Origin of the sequence: Aphanothece sacrum FPU1, from assembly GCF_003864295.1 — a bacterium.
Taxonomy (GTDB): domain Bacteria; phylum Cyanobacteriota; class Cyanobacteriia; order Cyanobacteriales; family Microcystaceae; genus Aphanothece_B; species Aphanothece_B sacrum.
Map to the genome: position 1 here is coordinate 289,225 of NZ_BDQK01000016.1, position 18,070 is coordinate 307,294.

Sequence of the window (18,070 nt, forward strand, 5' to 3'; positions counted from 1 at the left end):
GTTAAAGATAACCTGATCTTTCCTTTTTAAGAACCATCGCTAAATTACTGGGTAATTCTTCTAATTTAGCAGATATTTCTACTTGAGAAAAGGGAGAAGAAAAAGTATAACAAGGATCACATTCTCCATCTTCATAAACTTGAATAACCCACTTATCGGGTAAATCTTTGATAGCAATTTCCACAATATACCACCATCTATCGGGAATTGTACGAGAATTAAGCACAACAAACCAATCTTTTTCTTGACTGGGAAGTTCCCATTCTTCCATCACAAAATTGATGGCTAAATCTTCAGCATCAGCTAGAGAAATCATGACTAATTTTCCACCTCAATAACTTTTTCAAATTCCCAATGATCCGCATCCATTTCACTCAGTAATGCCTCAAGTTTTTGTTTAGCTTCTTGACTTGTTTTCGCTTTAATTGAAAAACAAGCACTGATAACAATTTCGTAAATTTTATCGGGATTAAATGGCTTAATAGTGTGTTGCATAGTAATAATTAATCACAAATAAGAGGAGCAGTAGACAGGTCAAAGAATATTTTTATTGGGTTACTCTCATAAGAGAATTATAAATCAATATTCTCAGCCTTATCTATAAAATTAATGTTAATGTTATCTTTTTGTGTTCTCTTTTAATTTATTTAATGTTAATTTTCTTATATAATATTTATTAATCTATAAATAATTTAACAATTTAGCTTAATCATTTTTAGTGATAATTAGTAAATATTTTTAAATCATATTTTTGTATTTTATGTTACGATAGATACAAAATATTCTACAGAAAATCTCTATGAAGCAGACAAATAGCCAAGCGATTGAAATTCAGCAGATTACTGGACTCAAACCGAGGCATTTTGCTGATTTAGTCAGGGCAGCACAATTGATTTTCGATCCCAGTGGAGGGGTGTTAGGTAGACACTCCCAAGTGAATTGGTCTGTATTTGGTCTTTCGGAAACCATCTTAGAAAATTTAAAGGAATTAGGGCAAAAATATCAATATGCGTCTCCTCACATTCCTGTGCAAATCATCTGGAATCAGTTAATACCAGAAACTCGTAGTTGGTTCATTGATCACAAAAATATTTTGTGGCAAATTGAGGAGGTTTTACCTCCTCTGGATGAGGACTAATTTGACAGTGAATAGTTAACAGTTAACAGTTATCCGTTAAGTAGGTATTCACGGATTGAATGGGAGTTAGGGGCATAATATATTATGCCTCTACTCAATACCTAAGTTATTTTATCGATATTTAAGTTTCAACACCAGAATTGGAAAAGCTAAGATAAAAGTTGCTGTATTGGTCAGAATAACCGGTACATTTTGCAAAAAAAATCCATAAAGAATCCATAACAAAAGTCCAGTACAAAACAGAAGAAACATTTCTAAAGAGATATCTTTAGTAGAATGAGTTTTCCAAGTTTTAATAACTTGAGGTAAAAAAGATATGGTTGTAAAAGTACCAGCTAATAAACCCAGAAAAGTAATAGGTTCCATCGGTTAGTCATTGAAATTTAAAGGTTAATTCTATCTACAGTAACGTACCAGAAAAAACAGATAAAAACGCGTCAATCTATGACGCGCTGCCTGTTTAATGTTCCTGTATCATTGATATTTACTAGCTGTAATGTCTTTTGCGTTGTTTATGTTTAGCTAGTGCTTTGCGCTTGCGTTTTTCAATGGGGGTTTCAAAATGCCGATGTTTTTTCATGTCAGTAAAAATTCCTGCCTTACTGACTTGTCTTTTAAATCGACGTAAAGCTGATTCGATACCTTCATTTTCTCCCAGAATTACTTGGGTCATTCCTTCTTTTCTCCTATACTTAATAAAGTTTTTAGCTTAGGTGTGTAAACCATCAGACATAATTGTCCCACGTAGATGAGCGTTCGTTAAATTGATCGTACTCAAATCTACACCACTTAAATTAGCTGATATTAGATTGGTTTCAGTTAAATCTGCACCAGTCAAAACAGCATCCGTTAGATTAGCATAGCTTAAATTCGTTCGTGTTAAATTAGCGCCCCTAAGATCAGCCCCTGTAAAATCAGCACCACTGAGATTTATGTTTCTGAGATTAGCTGCAATCAGCGTCAGATTCCTAAAATCTCTTTGTCCTGCCAGATATCGACTTAAAAGTTCTTTGATATTCATTGAGTCCTTTCATGATTTGCTTGAATAATCGAGTTGAACTAAAGTAAGAGTTTTTTAGCTAGTTAATCTATTGCGAAGCAAACCATTACTCAGTAATGGCCTAACTTCACGACTTTAGAGATAACACCGTCAATAACAATACTTAGTAGCGTCTGGCAGCCCCACCACCTTTATTATTCCGATTTGCCGGTTTTTTATCTTCACGGGGTTTTGCCTTATTAACCTTAAGATTACGACCCATCCACTCAGGCCCCGTCAAGAGCTTCTATTGCAGCCGTTTCCTGGTCTTCTGTTGCCATTTCTACAAAACCGAACCCTCTGGGTTGGCCAGTTTCGCGATCCATCGGAAGTTGAACGCGCTCAACCGTACCGTATTCCGTAAAAATCTCCTTGAGGTTTTCTTGCGTTACCTCATAAGACAGGTTGCCAATGTAAATGGACATAGAAATAATTCCAAAACGAGAAAGTGTAGAGAGTTAGATTCGTCCAGATGCCTGTAAATAAATATCAACAAAACAAACTACGAAAATAAGTCCTATGAAGGTATCCTAACACAGTCTTTAGGGATCATTATGGGAATCTTTAGAGGGTTCCCCCCAAAAATTCTTCTAGTTCCCTATCTCCCAGACGAAAGCTTTGACTAGAAATGACTGAATTTTCAGAACAAGATTTAGTCACCGATTGAGCTACTAACTCCCAATCTCTAACTTTAGCTTGTTGTAATTCTGTGACTTGCTGTTCTAAGATTTCAATTCGGTCGAGCAACAGTCGAATAACTTTAGCTTCTGAGTCAGGAAGATTGCCATGTTCTAAGGGATTGACTCTTACCCCTGATTGATAAATTACTCGTCCGGGAACCCCAACAACTGTACAGTCAGAGGGAACATCTCGTAACACCACAGATCCTGCTCCAATCCGCACATTGTTACCAATATTAATATTACCCAGGACTTTAGCTCCTGCGCCAACTACAACATTTTTACCCACGGTTGGATGGCGTTTACCACTTTCTTTCCCTGTTCCCCCTAAAGTAACCCCTTGATAAATTAAGGTATAGTCACCAATTTGGGCTGTTTCTCCGATAACTACCCCCATACCGTGGTCAATAAATATCCCTTGTCCAATGGTTGCCCCTGGATGAATCTCAATACCAGTGAAAAAACGAGCAAAATGAGAGATAAGTCGAGGAATTAACGGAAGCTTTAGATGGTATAGTCCGTGAGCGATACGATGGAATAGTAAAGCCTGTAAACCAGGATAACAAAACAGAACTTCCAGCCAGTTACGGGCGGCTGGGTCACGTTCAAAGATAATACGAAAGTCAGCAATCAGGGATGATAGCACTGATGATTTTCCTGCTCGGTAATAAGCGTCTTAAACTTATTTTATCATTAGGGGTCAATCCCGTGCTTAAAGAATCTTAATTATTAAAGATCTTAATGACATCACAGACAATTATGACGGCTTTCGTTGAAATAATTTATCATAAAGTTAAGGAATCTCATAAAGAAGCGTGATTTTACCGATTCTTTTGTTGTTGTGTTTCTTCCTCCTCATTATTCGTTATTATTGAATGTTAGACCAGATTCTTGATTCTTCTCTCTCTTTGAGCCTAAAAACTCCTTTATTGCTCCTTGTTCTTATTGCCTTAGAAGCCGTATTGTCTGCGGATAATGCTATTGCTTTAGCGGCGATCGCCCAAGGGTTAGAGGATCGCAAATCCCAGCGTTTTGCTCTTAATGTTGGGTTGGTAGGGGCTTATATTTTACGAATGTCTCTGATTTTGACTGCCACCTGGGTAATTAAGTTTTGGCAATTTGAATTATTAGGGGCTGTTTATTTGCTGTGGTTAGTCTTTAATTACTTTACCTCTCAAGAAGACGAACAGCATCATCACCATGGCCCTAAATTTCGATCTTTGTGGCAAGCTATTCCTTTAATTGCTGTGACAGATTTAGCCTTTTCTCTTGATAGCGTTACCACTGCGATCGCTGTTTCTGATGAAACTTGGCTAATCTTAATTGGAGGAACTATTGGCGTAATTACTCTACGGTTTTTAGCCGAATTATTTATCACTTGGTTGCATGAATATACCCACCTGGAAGATGCGGGATTTATGACCGTTGGTTTGGTAGGATTAAGATTATTAGTAAGGGTTATTAATCCAGCTTGGATTCCCCCAGAATGGGTTATGATTAGTGCGATCGCTATCGTATTTGCTTGGGGATTTTCTCAACGTACAAACCCCATTACAGAAACAGAAACTGAAATTATTCCTCAAAAAACCGAGATTCAGGAAACTAAAGAACCGGAAAAAATTTCGTCTTAAATCTCTTTTCACTGCTCAGAAAAAGAGTTTGGTTACTGTAGGGGTTAACGGCCGTTAACCCCTAATTTTTTTAGGTTTTATTCGTATAACCAAGGAGTCATAGTGGGTTCCCAACTGACTAATTCTTGATCACTAAACCAAAGACTAATCTCCCGTTGAGCAGTTTCAATAGCGTCTGAACCATGAATAAGGTTCCGTCCAACACTAACCCCATAATCTCCGCGAATGGTTCCTGGTGCAGCAGCTAAGGGGTTAGTAGCACCAATTATATTGCGGGCCGAAGCTACTACTCCATCCCCTTCCCATACCATCGCTACTACAGGGGAAGAAACAATAAATTTAACTAAGCTGCCAAAAAAAGGACGTTCTTTATGAACATCATAGTGTTGTTCTGCTAATTCCTTAGAAACTTGCATCAACTTGAGTCCTACTAAAGTAAACCCTTTAGTTTCAAAGCGATGGATGACTTCACCCACTAAACCTCGTTGGACTCCATCCGGTTTGATCATGATAAATGTACGTTCCAAAGCTAACTCCTTGTTATTTTTCGATAATCAATTAGAGGACAGATCGCCCCTTCAAGATTTTACCGATATTGGTGACAATAAACTCTAATTAAGTGGGTTCTACCATATAATTTATGCTAAATTATTACCAATAAAAGACCTTAACTCTTTAGAGTTAAGCTATATAAACAAAGGTTGCCTACGCAACCTAGAATTTAGTCCCAAAAAGCGGACTTCGTTTTCATATAATAAGGCTTTAGCCTTTTATTAATTATTAGTTTAGCATACTAAGTCTGGTAGAACCGAATAATATAGGACTCAATATTGTGTAGATTTTGAATAAATGTAGGTTGGGTTGACGAACGAAACCCAACACAAGAGTTTTGTTGTTTGATTTCACTTTAATTTTTAATTAATCTGCAAAAATATTGTGTCAGAATAAAATTTAGTTTCCTCTGTATATGTGATGCTAAATTATCACAAATAATAACTCTTCATAGTAGGGATCAACGGTCGTTGACCCCTACTATACAAACAAAAGTTGCCTACGCAACCTAGAATGAGCGTCCGCGCTTGTCAGACGTGGTTTTTATATAATTAGGCTTGAACGTATTATTAATTATCAGTTTAGCTTACTGAAATGTTCCGTTAATTAAATAATCATTAACATTCTATTATTTATCCTAATTAGTGATTATAATATAATTAAGTAGGTAGACAAAATTAATTACACAAAATTTGTAGGGGCGGGTTTTTTACATAAATCCATGATTCTCACAAAAAATTTCAATAAACCCGCCCTTACTACCTTTGTTACTCAACCATTACGACTATATCAAAACCCGCCCCGACTGTGCAATTAATTTTGCGCACGGTACTTATATTTATCTTGAAAAAAAATAAATTATGACCTATTGTTTAGGAATTATTAATCATGCTGGAATTGTAATGGGGGCTGATTCTCGGACTAATGCAGGAGTAGATTATATTTCAGCATATCGCAAATTGTTTGATTTTTCTAAACCAGGTGAACGAGTAATTTTAGTTTGTGCATCAGGAAATCTTTCTGTTACTCAAGGGGTGATTAGTCAAATTAAAAGAGATCTTCAGAACCCCGAAGAAATCAATCTTCATAACCTGTCTAGTTTCTCAGATATTGCTCATTATATTGGTCAGAAAAGTAGAGAAATTCAAGATAGAGATCGTTCTTGGTTAGAACGAGATAATATTGATTATCATTGTAATTTTTTAGTAGGGGGACAGATTAAAGGAGAAGAAGCACAACTTTATTTAATTTATCCTCAAGGAAATTGTATTCAAGCAACGAAAGAAACCCCATTTTTACAAATCGGGGAAACTAAATACGGTAAGCCGATTTTAGATAGAACAATTAAATATGATACTCCTTTAGAAGCTATAGCAAAATGTGCTTTACTTTCTATTGATTCTACCATGAAATCTAATATTTCTGTGGGGCCACCAATTAATTTAGTGATGTATGAAATCGATAGTTTAGTGATTCGTCATAAATTACAATTACGATTAGGTGATCCTTATTTAGCCAAAATTCGTAAATTATGGGAAGAATCTTTACGTCAAGCGTTTGATGCTATTCCTAATCTTGAATGGGAACCAGAAGAAAGTCAATTAAATGATGATATTTTAATTGATTAAAATAAATCTTAGATACCCTAGATATCATGATAGTGAAAACCAAGCAAGACGTATTAAAAATATTGGAACAACATCAAGACCTTTCTAATGGACGTTATACAGATCCGTTTAAATAACACAATTTTAGTGTATTTAAGATTAGGGTTTGTTGGGTTTCGTTCCTCAAACGCCACTTCCTCTACTTGGGGAAACCCCAAGACCGGAGTGGCTCCTCAACCTAGGAGAATTGTTAGTCTTGTAGGGGCGAATGGCTATTCGCCCTTAATTAGTATATTAACGATGAGACGCTCTTAATTGTCCACAAGCGGCATTCGCTTCTAGTCCCCTAGAATAACGGATACTCACAGCAATGTTATTATCTTGAAGTAGCTTCATAAATTGTTGTATTTGCTGTGGTTTTGGTCGTTGATAGTCTGCTTCAGCAATGGGGTTATAAGGAATTAAATTAACATGATTTTGGAACCCTTTTAAGTGTTTGACTAATTCTAGAGCATGATGAGGTAAATCATTGACTCCCCCTAATAAAACATATTCAAAAGTGATCCGTCTTCCCGTTATTTCCACGTATTTACGACAGTCAGCTAAAAGTGCTTCGAGACGATAATGTTTAGCACTGGGAATGAGTTTTTCCCGTAATAATTGATTAGACGCATGAAGACTAACCGCAAAAGTTACTTGCAGATGCTGTTTAGCAAACTCTATGATTTTTTTCGGTATTCCTACCGTAGAAATTGTCAACGATCGCTGTCCAATTCTTACATCTTGATTGAGAGTTTTTACAGCTTTAACCACTTCCTCTAAATTGAGTAATGGTTCTCCCATTCCCATAAAAACAACATGACTAACTCTTTCTTGAAAATCTTGTTGAACTGTTAACACTTGATCGACAATTTCTGAGGCAGTAAGATTACGATCATAACCCCCTTTTCCCGTAGCGCAAAAATCACAGGCCATGGGACAACCCACTTGTGAAGACACACAAACTGTTAGACGTTTAGAACTAGGAATACCCACCGCTTCAATGATTAATCCATCGGACAAACATAAGAGGTATTTACGAGTAGCATCGAGGGCAATAGTACGATGATGAATTGTAGAACGACCAAGGGGATAATTAATTAGTTTCTCGCGCCAATCTTTAGGAAAAACTGAGATTTCATCGAGCGATCGCGCCCCCTTTTCATATAACCATTGATGGAGTTGTTTACCTCGATAAGCAGGTTGTCCTTGTTGTTGTACCCATTGGGTTAATTCGTCTAAAGATTTACCTAAGAGGGTTTCTTGCGTTAGAACCATTACCTTGTATTGATAAAAAATATAATCTATCTTTCAGTGTATCTTATTTATTCAGAAGTGTTTAATTGTTCTGTTAATACTTCATGAAAATGACGAATACGAGATTCTTGATAATTACCTAACGTAATTCCCTGTTTTGCCGATGTTTTTAAGCCTTTTTGGATACGATATAAATTAGATGTATCTTGCTCTAAAACTGCTCCAAGTCCACCTAATTCTGGGGCATCCGTCCACTTTTGTTCTGGGGTTAGGTAACGGGTTTTAGCGGGGTTAGGAGAACTATTAGGAGGAATCGGTTGTAAAAGCAGAATATCCATGATACAACTATCAGGATTATTACCATCAGGACGAAAGCGAAATTGAAGGGGTGAACCTACACCTGGCCAACTCATAAAGTTTGGGAAAATAAAATAAGAAATCACATCTAACATCTCTGTATCTGAAACATTATTATATTCTATTCCTAATAACTGTTTAAAGGTTTGTCGAGATAATTGGGCAACATAACTACGGGGTTCAATATCATTATTTTCTGGTATTTGTATGCTGTCTGGGTTGCCTCCTGAAAAGGCTAAAAATGCTTTAATGGGATCATATTTATTTTGGGGTATTCCTAAGTGGGGACTTTGTACGGCAAAGGGAGTAATCATGCGATTGTGACGACCATAAATATCATACTGGGAATTAGCATCTCCGGTAAATTTAAGAATTTGTGGATGGGTTGTAATGGTGTGATACGCTTCTAAAAATGCCCCTAAGACAACTTTCCAATTAGCGGGCATTGTTTTGACAACATGAGCAGCAATAAACCGTTTTTGCAGAGAAAATTGTTGAAAATGTTCAGGTAAGTTTTCGAGATAATTTTCTAAAGATTCAGAGTTGTGATCAAAATTAATAAAAACAAAATCTTGCCATGTTTCAACTTTAATTTCTGGAAGACTAAATTCTTCGGTTTGAACATGATTAAAATCCCATTGACAAGGTATATGAGCTAAAGTGCCATCTAATTTCCATGTCCAACCATGAAAGGGACAACGTAAGGCTAAACTATGACCACTATCTACACATAATTGAGTGCCTCGATGCAAACAAGCGTTATAAAAAGCCCGGATTTTATGATTGTTGCTACGAACAATAATGACTGAAAGATCAGCAATATCATAAACAAGATAGTCTCCAACATTAGGTATATTTTCTTCTCGACAAACCCATTGCCAAACTTTTTTCCACAACTTTTCAAATTCTAAATCGTGATATTGATGAGATAGGAAAACTTCGTTAGGTATATCTTCAGTTCCTAGATTTTTTTGAGATTCTTGTAATAATACAGCAGGGACATTTCGGCTATCTTTTTCTAAAATAGACTGAACATTTTCCATCTTATCTTGAGTTGGTTTATTCATGTTTATTCTGGGTTTAGGCTAAGTCTGATTTGGTTAAATTATAGCCCAAAATATTACTTATTACTTAATGGACTTGAAAGTTTCTATATATTAGCAAAACTTATTAAAATCAATTTAATTGATCATTTATTTGAATCCTTTGACTTTCTTCACATAACTTTATACATATTAAGTTTTGCTTGATTTTGCTCAAATTTGCCAGAAAATCAAAATTTGGCTTTTTTCAAAATTTGCTATACTGATGTTATATTGGCCTATCTATGTGCATTTATCAATTTATAGCCCTAAATCCTCTCTATCTCGTTATTTGTCTCTTTCCTCCTCTCCAAAATTCTTCTGTTTTAATTTCTATTTTAAACAATATTTATTTACTATAATAAAGTTTTGTAAATTTAAGTTTGACAATAATTGTTTTTTGTGTATTTGTCTTGACCTTGTGGGTATTATTATTACAAAGCTGAAAATTTGACGAATAAATTTAAGAACATAAGTAATAATTAATTATCATTTTTAAATTGATTAGTTAATAATTTAAGAATTTCTACAATGTCTTGTTGTCGTCGAGAAAGTTCATCTTGTCGTTGATCTAATGCTTCATGACGTTGATAGATATTACTCTGAAACTGTGCATGAGTTTCAGCCATTTGTACTTGGGATAATGCCAGATCTGCCATTGCTTGATAAAATCTTGCGCGATCGCGTTGTGCTTCTTGTTGATTAGCTACCATATTATTAGTTAAAGCTTCGATAGCGCGAGCATTAGAATCAACTCTTTTTCCAAGTGCTTCGATAGCACGCGCATTAGCTTCAATCAGTGCTTCAATACGATCTAGACGGTTGGGATCTGAATAAGTCATAATCTTAATTTAAAATCTGTCTAGTAAGAATTATAGCAAATAGTAGTTTATAATTTACTCAATCTATAATAATTCATTTATATGATAATTTATCTCTCTTGATTTTCATCTTGATTTAAAAGTATTTGTTTAAGTAAAGAGATAATCTGATTATTTTCTATACTCATATTTTTTAGATCATTCTCAATCATTATAAGACGTGCATATAAATCTGAAATTGAAGGTTCTCTAACATTATTCTGTGTAGATTCAATTATTGGTTGATGATTAAGTTTATTGGCTAAGCTTTCCCAACTATTAGCTTTAATGTCAAAGTATAATTTTGCCTCTCGTAATGTTTTATACTGTTGTTTGAGATTGTTAACTGTATATAAAATAGTCTCAGGAGATGAAGTGTCTTTGTCTAAGTCTTCATTAACCATATCAACAACTTCATCAATTAATTGATCATGATTTTCTGCGATTTGAGCAGCAGCACCTAAAATACGAGAGGTGGCTTTAATTTGTATTTTTGTTTCTTGTTTAAGTTGATCAGCAATGGTGCGTATTTGTTCTGCCATTGATGATTTTTTCTGGTTTATAGGTGCTGACTTTTTATTCATTTTGGTTCTTTCGTATATGTTATGCTAAATTATCATAAATAATAGAGCTTAACTCTAAAGAGTTAAGCTAGATAAACAAAGATTGCCTACGCAACCTAAAATTTAGTCCGCGCTCGTCGGACTTAGTTCTTGTAGAATCAGGCTTTAGCCTGTTACTAATTATCAATTTAACATAGTAAGTCCCGTAGAAGCTTCATTTTTTCTTGATTTACTCCCCTAAAATCTCTCTAATTGCTTGCCAGATTTTTTTGAGTTTATCTAACAAAGCAATAGGAGTATTACTAGATTCATTGTCTACAGAATCAACTAAGTCCTGAATCCTCTCCATTCGTTCAGCTACAAGATATAAATTATTGACAGCTTCTTCTTTTCTTTCTAAAGAATCTTTAAGTAACAGTGTCATTTTACCTATTTCTTGTTTTAATTTTTCATTTTCTTTCTTTCTGCGGGTATTCCATCCTTTAATTCCTGCTTTGGATTGACGCTCATGTTTAAGCTCTGTTTGAGCTTCATGATATAATGTTAGATAAGTCTCTTTTTGAACATTTGCTTCCTGATAAAGTGTCAAGGTTGTATGATATTTATTTTCCCATTCATTTCGTTCATTGACTACTGTATTTAATTGTGTATTTGTTTGTTGATATTTATGCAATAATTCGATTGATTTTACTTTTTCTTGCTCATAAAGAATCAAAACTTCTTGCTGTTTATACTGTTCATCTAAATAAAGCTTATGGTTGTTATTAGCCTGAACTTTCCAGTCTTTAAGTTCACCCTGAACTATTTCAATTTCCTGCTGAAAATGAACTAATTGTGTCGCTGCTGCCTCGTTTTCTTTAGCTTTTTGTTGCCATTCATCTCGTTGATTACGAACTGTTGCTAAAAGTTGCTCTAGTTCACGAGTTGGAACTGGTTCTTTTTGATGACCTATAGGATATTTAATCGCGTGATCATCATTAGAAGTTTTTCTATCTGCCCTTCTCATTGCCATAACCTAAATCCCTAATTATAAGAAAGATTAAAATCAGGAATATCAACTACAGATATTCTATTAATATTGTACTTAAATTTCTGACAATTCGTCTTCAGTAAATTCACGGATAATTAGTGAGCATCGTGTAGTGTCGGGGCGGGTTTATTTAACTTTTTTGTGAGCATCATGGAAAGAGGGCGGGTTTATTTAACTTCTGTGTGAGCATCATAATTTCTGTAAAAAACCCGCCCCTACAAAAACCCGCCCCTACATCTAATTAATTGCGTCGTTTTAACTCAGCTTCAACAGCATTAATTACTGTGTCCAAAACATGAACACGGGCATAATATTTGTCATTTCCAGGTACAATACTCCAAGGTGCAGCAGGGGTACTTGTACGAGCAACCATTTGATTAACTGCCACATAATATAAAGGCCATTTTTCACGATTTCGCCAATCTTCATCCGTTAACTTATACTCTTTAAACTGATTATCTTTCCTCTCCTCAAAACGTCTTAATTGTTCCTCATAACTGATATGCAACCAAAACTTAACTAACACATATCCTGCAGTAGTTAATTGCGCTTCAAACTCATTAATTTCCTTATAAGATTGTCTCCAGTCTAACTCAGATGCAAATCCTTCAATTCTTTCAACTAATACCCTTCCATACCAACTACGATCAAAAATTCCAATGGTTCCCCCACCAGGAATATGTCGCCAAAATCGCCATAAATAATGATATTGTTTCTCCTCAAAACTTGGGGCAGCAAAAGCATTGACTTTATAACTTCTGGGATCTAAAGTATCTGTAAGACGTTTAATGGCCCCTCCCTTACCTGCTGCGTCCCAACCTTCAAACAAAACTAAAACAGGAACCTTTTCTTTAAAAATCTTGAGTTGCAACTGTCGTAGTTTAACTTGCGCTTCCCTTAAACGTTGACGATAATCTTCTTTAGGCAAATGCAAACTTAAATCTATCTTCTCTAAAAAATCCGGTTCTGTGGGTTGTAATTCTGTTTGAGGAGGTAAAGCAGGAATATCCGTTTTCGGCAGTTTAAGACGGTCTAAAGCTTGGGTAATCGTAGCAACTATCTGAGATAACACCTTAACCCTAGCCCATCGTTGACAATCTCCTTCTACCAACGTCCAAGGAGCATGACCCGTACTCGTATAGGTTAACATTTCCTCAGCTAAAGTCGCATATTCATCATAACGCTTAGCCTGTTGCCAATCTTCTGGGCGAACTCGCCATGATTCTAACTCATCAGACTCATATTTTTTCAGTCGCTTTTTCATCTCTTTAAGACTCAAATGAGTCCAAAATTTAGCAATAGCAACCCCATCATCTACAAGCTGACGTTCAAACGCATTAATATCTCCCATTAATAAGGGAACACCCCCATCTGTTACCCTATCAAATAATCTATCTTCCAACACATGGGTATACCAACTATGATAAAAAATACCAATGCTACCTTTAGGGGGTAATTTATGCCAAAATCGCCACAGAAACGGATAATTTTGCTCATGTTCAGTTGCAGCTAAAATTGGATGAACCACAAACCCACGAGGGTCCATATATCCGATAGTTTTTTGTAATAATTTTCCTTTTCCTGCTGCTGCCCAACCTTCTAAGACTATAATTACAGGTAATTTGTTATCCCAACAGTCTTTTTGTAGCGATCGCAAATGACGCATTAATTCTTCTATTTGGGATTGATATGTCTCTTTATCGAGGGTTAAATTGAGATCTAGGGTATCTAACATAGTCTAAAATCAATAAACTTTTTAGTGTAAAAGCATAAATGCCAAAGTTCGGAATCATTTGGCTTTTCTTAATAGATGGATATATATTATATTAAACTAACCCGTGTAATGATAGAGATCGCAGCTTTGTTTCCTATTAACCCATTTAATTTAAGGAGTTCTTGTGTCTAATATAAAACCAACTATTTTAGTAACAGGTGGAGCAGGATACATAGGTTCTCATGCTGTTCTAGCCTTACAAAAATCAGGTTATGAAGTGATTGTATTTGATAATCTTTCTTATGGTCATCCTGAATTAGTCCATGATATTTTAAAAGTAGAATTAATTGTCGGAGATACTAGCGATCGCCTTCTATTAGATAAAATATTTGCCACTCGTAATATTACTGCAGTAATGCACTTTGCTGCTTTTATTGCCGTAGGAGAATCTGTGACGAATCCGGCTATGTATTATCGAAATAATGTGTTAGGAACCCTAACTTTATTAGAAGCGATGATCGCGGCTAAAATCAATAAATTTGTCTTTTCTTCTACCTGTGCAATTTATGGGATGCCGCAAGAAATTCCCATGACTGAAACTCATCCTAATAACCCATTAAGTCCCTATGCTGCAAGTAAGTATATGGTAGAACAAATGTTGAAAGATTTTGATCAAGCTTATGGATTAAAGTCCGTCACTTTTCGTTATTTTAACGCATCAGGAGCCGATCCAAATGGACAGTTAGGAGAAGATCACACCCCCGAAACTCATTTAATTCCCTTGGCGTTATTAACTGCCCTAAAGAAAAGAGAATTTTTGTCAATTTTTGGCACTGATTATGAAACACCCGATGGAACAGCCGTCAGAGATTATATTCATGTCAATGATTTAGCCTCAGCCCATGTTTTAGGATTAGAATATCTCTTAAATGGGGGTAAAAGTGATATCTTTAATTTAGGTAATGGTAACGGTTTTTCAGTCCGAGAAGTAATAGAAACCGCTAAAAAGATCACCGGAATAGACTTTTTGGTTAAAGAAAGCGATCGCCGTGCAGGAGATCCTTCTATGTTAGTGGGAAGTAGTCAAAAAGCCCAGTCAATATTGGGTTGGAAACCTCAATATGCAGATTTAGAAACCATTGTTTCTCATGCTTGGCAATGGCATCAAAAACGTCATGGTAAGCTAGAATAAATCTGGGCAATATTTCACTAATAAACTTTCAAAATTAACCTCTTAAGTATTAACATGAATTCTCATTTAGACCTGTTAGAATCAATTATAGAGCGTATAGGAGAATCCGTAATTGCCAGTAATGATACCGTAGAAAAATTCGCGCATAGTATGAATACTCTAAGCGAAAAAATACAACAACAAGAGTATCAAATTGAACAGCAAGGATATCAAATATTTGCTTTGACTGAAACTATACAAACCTTAGTAGATAGTCAAGTAGAATCAAGAGAACAGTTAAATCAAGTAACCTCTTTATTACAAACCTTAGTAACCACTCTCAATGATCAAGTTGTGAACAATGAAAAATAAAAAAGCCCTGTCTCTAATCCTTTCATATTTAGCAATTTCTCTCAATTTTATCTTAGTTAGTTGTGCAGAAACCAAGGTTTCCCAATGTCAAAAAATTATTTTAATTACTCAAAAAATTGTACAAGAAAGTCAAAATAATCGTCAAACAAAAGATATTAAACAAGCCTTAAAATTTGCCGATGTCTTTGAAGAAGCAGGACAAAAAATGAAACAGTTAAAAATAGAAGACGAACAATTAGCAAAATATCAACTAGGATTTGCTGAAATCTATCAAGGAAATGCCGATACTACCCGTCAATTTGTGTCAGCATTAAACAATAAAGATATTAGTACCGCCAGATTAATGAAACAACAAGTTCAACAATTAGGAAAAAAAGAGCAAGAATTAGGAAATCAAATGAATACTTATTGTCAAAAATGACATAAGAGTAATACAAAAGGTTTAAGATTAAAAATATAATTCAATTAAAGGAACAATTTAGCTAACTGTCTTACAATTTAGTTAAGCTTGGGGAAATTCAGGCGATCGCAAGTTTTGCCGTCCCAGTCCTTCCCTTCCCAACTTTTGCACTAATCCTAGTTTATGCAGACTAACACTTTAATCCAACTGTTACAACAAAGCTTTCATATCGGGGTGGGAGCAACCGCTTCCCTCCTAGAAACTTTCCAAGACCCCCAAAAACGGGCCGAAACCTTATCACAATTCCACCAACAGTTTAACCTACAAACTCAGCAATGGGCAGAAAAAGGAGAACTCACCGAAAAAGAAGCTCGTCGTATACTCGATGAGTTGTTAAAGCAACAAAAAAACTCAGACAAAACTGGGGTTCAGTCTCCCTCCTCGTCTGACCCCAGTAATTCTAATATTGAATCGGAAATTGAGGAACTCACCCAACAAGTGATTGCCCTACGCACCGAACTCGAAAATTTACGTCAATCTAATTAGTCACTATTCCAGGATTCTGAACCTATTAGTTCTCCAATGCGATCACGCAGTAAATAGTCACATCTCTCTAATTCACTCTCAATACAGACCCATTCTCGGGCCGGAATATACTCACATAACTTATAAATTGGTTGTTGACGACTGATTATACCTCGCTTGACGAGTTGACGAGCTTCCTCTTGAAGCACTTCAACGGAATAACGGGTATGTAAAGAGGAGGGTAAGGTGGGAGTATTCATGAGACACCAAATGAGTTAGTATTGAGTCCTACTTACATGGTAATCTAACTTCACTAGAAAAAAAGCGAAGTCAATTTCGTAATTCTAGTTACATTTTTGTACGCTTTTGTCAGAATATTGATAAAATTCTGATTTTCTTAAGGATCTTGAACTAAATTATCCCCATTTACCATGCTCTCGTTATCAAGGAACCTATATAATTTAAGTCCCAGTCAAGGGACTAGGACTTGATAAGATTGAAAAGAAAATGATAAGTGACAATGTTTATTAGTGCTTCATTTAAGCATCATACAGTAGAAAAAAAGTTACCCTAATAGGAGACAATTTAGTCACTGTCCCAATTCTCACAAGCTATTAAATCTCCAATTTGATCTCTTAGTAAATAATCACATCTCTCTAACTCGCATTCAACACCTACCCATTCGCGAGCAGGAATGTACTCACACAACACATACAAGGGTTGATGACGACTCACCGTTCCTTTTTCGACGAGTTGGCGAACTTCGTCTCTAATTAAACCAATACTATAATGGGTTGTGGGACGAGGGGATAAGGTAGTAAGGCTCATAAAAATTTTCTGACTGGCTAACAACGCTCCATGACTACTATAATCTAATTCGCTCAGATAAAATAGCCCCTTTGCTGTAACAAGGTATACAATTTTCTTATCATTCCCTTAAGTCTTATCCTGTCAGGCTTTTCATAATGTTAAAATATATTAACGTTAAGGGGTTAACTGACCTTAACTATGAGCAAGGAGAAATAAGACAATTGAAGTTGGGGGCGATCGCTAAGATCATTATAAATCTTTTGATCCCTTTGAGTCGCTCGTTCAACCACCCAAGATCGTTGCAAAAGCTGGAACTGTTGCAGTATTTGCCAAACTTGATCATAGACAGAACTAACTTTGAGCAGTACCACCACATCAGCATTTTTAAAGATTTGGTCTAAATGTTCTATGTGATATAGAGCAGGAACAATAACTAGGCGATCGCTTCCCTTGGTCAGAGGAATGCCTAAAACAGAGGTGGCCGCCATAGGTGAACAAATACCCGGAACTGTCTCTATTTTAATCTGAGGGTCGTAGTCAAGGATAGTTTGGGCTAAATAAGTAAAGGTGCTGTAAAAGCTGATATCTCCTTCGCAAGCAAAGGCTACATCTTGTCCTTGTTGAAGATGGGGTAAAATCTCCATAGCCGCTTTTAGCCAAGCTTGTTGTAATTCTTGCTCATCTTGGACATAGGGAAAGGATAAAGATAGGGTTATTTGTTCAACTTTTAACCAAGGTGCGATAATTTGTTGAGCGATACCTGGTTTATTATTAATTCCGGCAGGAAAAGCCACAATAGAGACTTTTTGTAATAAGCGTAACCCTTTAACTGTAATTAGTTCAGGATCTCCTGTTCCTACACTAATGCCATACAATATCCCTAATTTTTTGCTCATATTTCTTAATATTAATTTAATATCTTTTTCCTAATAACCATAACTAAGCTTGAAGTATTATAACTGAACCAATACAAATAAATATTGACAAAAAGTTAAGCAAAATGCTAAGTTTATTATCAACTAGATAGTAAATCATCTAGATTATTGGATGTTAAAACTAAAAATTATTGATTTTTTGGTCAAAATCATAGATTGGTATAACCTGGCCTATGAAATATAAACTTTACTAATCACCACAGATAGGAGAGAGTTATTTATCTCCTTTTGCCAGATGGGGCGTTGTCTTTTCCCTGTTCCTTATTCCTCGTAAGATAGCAACATAAGTATTTTGTGTATAGCTAATA

At 35.5% G+C, this 18,070-nt stretch carries 23 protein-coding genes and 1 pseudogene; 7 read left to right on the top strand and 17 right to left on the bottom strand.

The window, feature by feature from the left end; all coding sequences use genetic code 11:
* Window position 1: 1 nt before the first annotated feature.
* Together AsFPU1_RS19480 and AsFPU1_RS22785 are read right to left on the bottom strand one after the other, a co-directional pair.
* A complete protein-coding gene (locus AsFPU1_RS19480) occupies window positions 2-316 on the bottom strand; it encodes a hypothetical protein (RefSeq protein WP_124973167.1) in 315 nt (104 codons plus the stop codon).
* A 2-nt stretch (window positions 317-318) separates the two neighbouring features.
* The gene (locus AsFPU1_RS22785) at window positions 319-495 is read right to left on the bottom strand and encodes a hypothetical protein (protein WP_172957467.1); all 177 of its coding nucleotides are present in this window, start codon (window positions 493-495) and stop codon (window positions 319-321) included.
* Window positions 496-799: 304 nt separating this feature from the next.
* On the opposite strand from AsFPU1_RS22785, the gene AsFPU1_RS19485 reads away from it, so the two are divergent.
* Window positions 800-1,138, top strand: a complete 339-nt coding sequence (locus tag AsFPU1_RS19485; protein ID WP_124973165.1) for a hypothetical protein — start codon at window positions 800-802, stop codon at window positions 1,136-1,138.
* Between the two features lie 111 nt (window positions 1,139-1,249).
* Here AsFPU1_RS19485 and AsFPU1_RS19490 read toward each other — a convergent pair whose 3' ends face one another.
* The 5 genes and pseudogenes from AsFPU1_RS19490 to cysE form a co-directional block, all read right to left on the bottom strand.
* On the bottom strand, window positions 1,250-1,504 hold the full coding sequence (locus tag AsFPU1_RS19490) for a SemiSWEET transporter (RefSeq protein ID WP_124973163.1): 255 nt from the start codon (window positions 1,502-1,504) through the stop codon (window positions 1,250-1,252).
* 121 nt (window positions 1,505-1,625) lie between these two features.
* The gene (rpsU, locus tag AsFPU1_RS19495) at window positions 1,626-1,811 is read right to left on the bottom strand and encodes a 30S ribosomal protein S21 (protein ID WP_124973161.1); all 186 of its coding nucleotides are present in this window, start codon (window positions 1,809-1,811) and stop codon (window positions 1,626-1,628) included.
* 36 nt (window positions 1,812-1,847) lie between these two features.
* Window positions 1,848-2,159 (bottom strand): pentapeptide repeat-containing protein, encoded by a 312-nt coding sequence (locus tag AsFPU1_RS19500; protein WP_124973159.1) that lies wholly within the window; start codon window positions 2,157-2,159, stop codon window positions 1,848-1,850.
* A gap of 142 nt (window positions 2,160-2,301) precedes the next feature.
* Window positions 2,302-2,602, bottom strand: a pseudogene (gene rbp, locus AsFPU1_RS19505) (RNA-binding regulator).
* A gap of 139 nt (window positions 2,603-2,741) precedes the next feature.
* A complete protein-coding gene (gene cysE, locus AsFPU1_RS19510) occupies window positions 2,742-3,503 on the bottom strand; it encodes a serine O-acetyltransferase (RefSeq protein ID WP_124973157.1) in 762 nt (253 codons plus the stop codon).
* Between the two features lie 229 nt (window positions 3,504-3,732).
* Between cysE and AsFPU1_RS19515 the strand changes: the two genes are divergently transcribed.
* The gene (locus tag AsFPU1_RS19515) at window positions 3,733-4,488 is read left to right on the top strand and encodes a TerC family protein (RefSeq protein ID WP_124973155.1); all 756 of its coding nucleotides are present in this window, start codon (window positions 3,733-3,735) and stop codon (window positions 4,486-4,488) included.
* Between the two features lie 77 nt (window positions 4,489-4,565).
* Here the strand turns inward: AsFPU1_RS19515 and ndk are convergent, their stop codons facing one another.
* Window positions 4,566-5,015 (bottom strand): nucleoside-diphosphate kinase, encoded by a 450-nt coding sequence (ndk, locus tag AsFPU1_RS19520; RefSeq protein ID WP_124973153.1) that lies wholly within the window; start codon window positions 5,013-5,015, stop codon window positions 4,566-4,568.
* Window positions 5,016-5,900: 885 nt separating this feature from the next.
* On the opposite strand from ndk, the gene AsFPU1_RS19525 reads away from it, so the two are divergent.
* A complete protein-coding gene (locus AsFPU1_RS19525; protein WP_124973151.1) occupies window positions 5,901-6,668 on the top strand; it encodes a proteasome-type protease in 768 nt (255 codons plus the stop codon).
* Between the two features lie 273 nt (window positions 6,669-6,941).
* Here AsFPU1_RS19525 and rlmN read toward each other — a convergent pair whose 3' ends face one another.
* From rlmN to pap, 6 genes are all read right to left on the bottom strand, one after another.
* Window positions 6,942-7,964, bottom strand: coding sequence for a dual-specificity RNA methyltransferase RlmN (rlmN, locus tag AsFPU1_RS19530; protein ID WP_124973149.1), 1,023 nt, complete (start codon window positions 7,962-7,964; stop codon window positions 6,942-6,944).
* Window positions 7,965-8,011: 47 nt separating this feature from the next.
* Complete coding sequence (locus tag AsFPU1_RS19535) at window positions 8,012-9,367, bottom strand: aromatic ring-hydroxylating oxygenase subunit alpha (protein ID WP_124973147.1); 1,356 nt, start codon at window positions 9,365-9,367, stop codon at window positions 8,012-8,014.
* 497 nt (window positions 9,368-9,864) lie between these two features.
* The gene (locus AsFPU1_RS19540) at window positions 9,865-10,224 is read right to left on the bottom strand and encodes a hypothetical protein (protein WP_124973145.1); all 360 of its coding nucleotides are present in this window, start codon (window positions 10,222-10,224) and stop codon (window positions 9,865-9,867) included.
* Window positions 10,225-10,313: 89 nt separating this feature from the next.
* Window positions 10,314-10,826, bottom strand: a complete 513-nt coding sequence (locus AsFPU1_RS19545; protein WP_124973143.1) for a hypothetical protein — start codon at window positions 10,824-10,826, stop codon at window positions 10,314-10,316.
* A 208-nt stretch (window positions 10,827-11,034) separates the two neighbouring features.
* Window positions 11,035-11,817, bottom strand: coding sequence for a hypothetical protein (locus tag AsFPU1_RS19550; protein WP_172957466.1), 783 nt, complete (start codon window positions 11,815-11,817; stop codon window positions 11,035-11,037).
* 259 nt (window positions 11,818-12,076) lie between these two features.
* On the bottom strand, window positions 12,077-13,570 hold the full coding sequence (pap, locus tag AsFPU1_RS19555; RefSeq protein WP_124973141.1) for a polyphosphate:AMP phosphotransferase: 1,494 nt from the start codon (window positions 13,568-13,570) through the stop codon (window positions 12,077-12,079).
* 163 nt (window positions 13,571-13,733) lie between these two features.
* Here pap and galE point away from each other — a divergent pair, with 163 nt between their 5' ends.
* From galE to AsFPU1_RS19575, 4 genes are all read left to right on the top strand, one after another.
* Window positions 13,734-14,741, top strand: a complete 1,008-nt coding sequence (gene galE, locus AsFPU1_RS19560; protein ID WP_124973139.1) for a UDP-glucose 4-epimerase GalE — start codon at window positions 13,734-13,736, stop codon at window positions 14,739-14,741.
* A gap of 54 nt (window positions 14,742-14,795) precedes the next feature.
* Entirely contained in the window at window positions 14,796-15,092 is a 297-nt protein-coding gene (locus tag AsFPU1_RS19565; protein ID WP_124973137.1) for a hypothetical protein, read from the top strand.
* Window positions 15,082-15,513 (top strand): hypothetical protein, encoded by a 432-nt coding sequence (locus AsFPU1_RS19570; protein ID WP_227873435.1) that lies wholly within the window; start codon window positions 15,082-15,084, stop codon window positions 15,511-15,513. The genes AsFPU1_RS19565 and AsFPU1_RS19570 overlap by 11 nt, the downstream gene beginning before the upstream one ends.
* A 162-nt stretch (window positions 15,514-15,675) precedes the next feature.
* Window positions 15,676-16,038: a hypothetical protein gene (locus AsFPU1_RS19575; protein ID WP_124973135.1), complete on the top strand. Its 363-nt coding sequence runs from the start codon at window positions 15,676-15,678 to the stop codon at window positions 16,036-16,038.
* On the opposite strand, the gene AsFPU1_RS19580 is transcribed toward AsFPU1_RS19575, so the two are convergent.
* The 3 genes from AsFPU1_RS19580 to AsFPU1_RS19590 all read right to left on the bottom strand — a co-directional run bounded on the left by AsFPU1_RS19580 (window position 16,035) and on the right by AsFPU1_RS19590 (window position 17,723).
* Window positions 16,035-16,277 (bottom strand): DUF4327 family protein, encoded by a 243-nt coding sequence (locus tag AsFPU1_RS19580; protein ID WP_124973133.1) that lies wholly within the window; start codon window positions 16,275-16,277, stop codon window positions 16,035-16,037. The two genes, AsFPU1_RS19575 and AsFPU1_RS19580, sit on opposite strands and share 4 nt — an antisense overlap.
* A gap of 325 nt (window positions 16,278-16,602) precedes the next feature.
* Entirely contained in the window at window positions 16,603-16,845 is a 243-nt protein-coding gene (locus AsFPU1_RS19585) for a DUF4327 family protein (RefSeq protein WP_124973131.1), read from the bottom strand.
* Window positions 16,846-17,009: 164 nt separating this feature from the next.
* Window positions 17,010-17,723, bottom strand: a complete 714-nt coding sequence (locus AsFPU1_RS19590; RefSeq protein ID WP_124973129.1) for a precorrin-2 C(20)-methyltransferase — start codon at window positions 17,721-17,723, stop codon at window positions 17,010-17,012.
* Window positions 17,724-18,070: the final 347 nt, after the last annotated feature.